The 2151-nt window shown below is 72.6% G+C and carries 1 protein-coding gene and 1 pseudogene; one reads left to right on the top strand and one right to left on the bottom strand.

Annotated features, from left to right (window positions below; all coding sequences use genetic code 11):
* Positions 1–1364 (bottom strand): FAD-dependent oxidoreductase (locus AOK08_RS20110; RefSeq protein ID WP_055527800.1); only part of this gene is annotated, 1364 nt, incomplete at its 3' end.
* A gap of 175 nt (positions 1365–1539) precedes the next feature.
* Between AOK08_RS20110 and AOK08_RS20105 the strand changes: the two are divergent.
* Positions 1540–2151: pseudogene (locus AOK08_RS20105) on the top strand (regulator); the annotation flags it as partial.

Here is a 2151-nt window from a genome sequence, read left to right as displayed (position 1 = left end):
TCGCGGGGGAAGCCGGGGTCGGGGGTGCCGTCGGGGACGATCGCGGCGGACTCGTAGCGCTGGTTGAGGTCGACTCCGTGGGCGTTGAACTCGTACACCTTGGCGGCGATCGCCTCGCGCAGCCTGGCGCGCTGCCCGGCGGCGGCCTCGGTGGCGTCCTTGCGGGCGGCGATGTTGGCCCACAGTTCCTCGGGGGTCTGCGGGGAGAGTCCGTCGAGGGCCGCGAAGATCGGGGCGGTCTCGCCGATGGACTTGTTGGCGCGGGTGACGATCTGCTTGCCGACGGGGGCGCGTTCGGCGTTGTACGTGTCGAGCAGCGCGGGGGCGGCCGTGCCGTCGAGGACCAGTTTCAGCTTCCAGGCCAGGTTGTAGGCGTCCTGGATGGAGGTGTTCGAGCCGAGCCCGTTGGACGGCGGGTGCCGGTGGACGGCGTCTCCGGCGCAGTGGACGCGCCCGTTGGAGTAGGTCTCGGCGTACATCTCGTTGACCGTCCAGGCCGAGGACGACTTGATGGTCACGTCGATGTCGTCGTCGCCGACGAGCCTGCGGACGACTCCCTCGGCGTACTCGGTGGTGAGGTCGGGGGCGCCCGCGGTGACGTCGTAGCCCCAGACGATCATCCACTCGTTCCAGGGGCGGACGTTGCGGACGAGGCCCGCGCCGATGCCGCCGACGGTGGCGCCGGGAGCGAGGACCCAGTAGAGGGTGGAGGGGCGGTGGGCCGTGTACTTGGTGAGGTCCGCGTCGAAGACGATGTTGATGCTGCCCGCGACACCCATCTGGCCGCCCATGGGCAGTCCGGCGTCCTCGGCGACCTTGGAACGGCCGCCGTCGGCGCCGATCAGATAGCGGGCGCGGATCTCGTACGTGTCGCCGCGCAGCCGGTCACGGACGGTGGCCGTGACGCCGTCCGCGTCCTGAGTGTGCGTCAGATACTCGGTCTGGAACCGGAGTTGGGTGCCGCGAGCGACGGCCGCGTCGACGAGGACCGGCTCCATCAGGTGCTGCGGCATGTCGCACATGCGGGTGGGGCTGGCCAGTTCGTGGGCGGCCTGGACGAGCGGCTCGTTGCCCCAGGAGCGGACCCGGCCCAGTTCCTCGCCGGCCAGGCTGGTGCAGAAGGTGGTGTTGCCCATGAGGTGCTGGGGCGTGGCCTTGGCGACCACTTCGTCCTCGACGCCGAGGTCACGCAGGACCTCCATCGTGCGCTGGTTGGTGATGTGCGCGCGGGGCGTGTCGGCGAGGCTCGCATACCGGGTGACGACGATGTTGGGCACGCCGTAGGTGCTCAGGGCGAGCGCGGCGGACGCCCCGGCCGGGCCGCTGCCCACGATCAGTACGTCGGTGTCGACAACGGTAGGCACGGGGAAACTCCAAACGGTGGACGGGCCACGCCCGGGACAGTCGGGCGGCCGTCCATGATCGTGGAGCGGCCCGGCCGTTCGTGGGTGTCTCAATTCGAGACACCCGGAACTCCCCGGCATCTGTTCCCACCTCCAAGGCGGTCGCCGGCCACCGCCGGATACGGTGTGCGGTGCCATGACCACAGCCGAAATGTCTCCCGCCCTGCTCCTGCTCGGTCAGGCGCGCCAGCGGTTCCTGACCGGGCGTCCGCTGCCCGACGACGTCCCCGACGAGGCCGTCGCCGCCTGGCGCCGCGCCCGCTTCCTCGGCGTACGGCACGACCTGCGCCGGGCAGGCTCCGTCGACGGGCGTGCGCTCGGGTCGGCCCTGTCCGCGGCGGCCCGGCCCGTCCTCGAACGGCTCGCCCCGGCGCTCGGCGGCCGGTCGGCGCTGCTGCTCACCGACGAACGGCCGCGGGTGCTGTGGGCGGCGGGCGGGATGCCCGGAGGCGAGTCGTGGGGCGATCTGGCCGAGCGGGAGGTCGGGCACAACAGCGCGGCGCTCGCCCTGCGTCTGCGGCGGCGCGCCGAGGTGCACGGCCCCGAGCACTTTCTCGACATGTGGCAGGAGGTGTCGGCGGTCAGCGTGCCGGTGTTCGCCCCGGAGACGGGCCGGGCGCTGGGCACGATCACCGTCGCCTCCGGACTGTGTGCCGACGCCGGTCCGCATCCCGGCGCCGCCCTCGCGGAGGCAGCGGCGGCGGCCGTGGAGGCGGAACTGCTGGCCCGCTCCCGCTCGGCCGAGCGG

The organism is Streptomyces graminilatus, assembly GCF_001418565.1.
Taxonomy (GTDB): Bacteria; Actinomycetota; Actinomycetes; order Streptomycetales; family Streptomycetaceae; genus Streptomyces; species Streptomyces graminilatus.
This window is presented reverse-complemented; position numbering and strand designations above follow the sequence as displayed.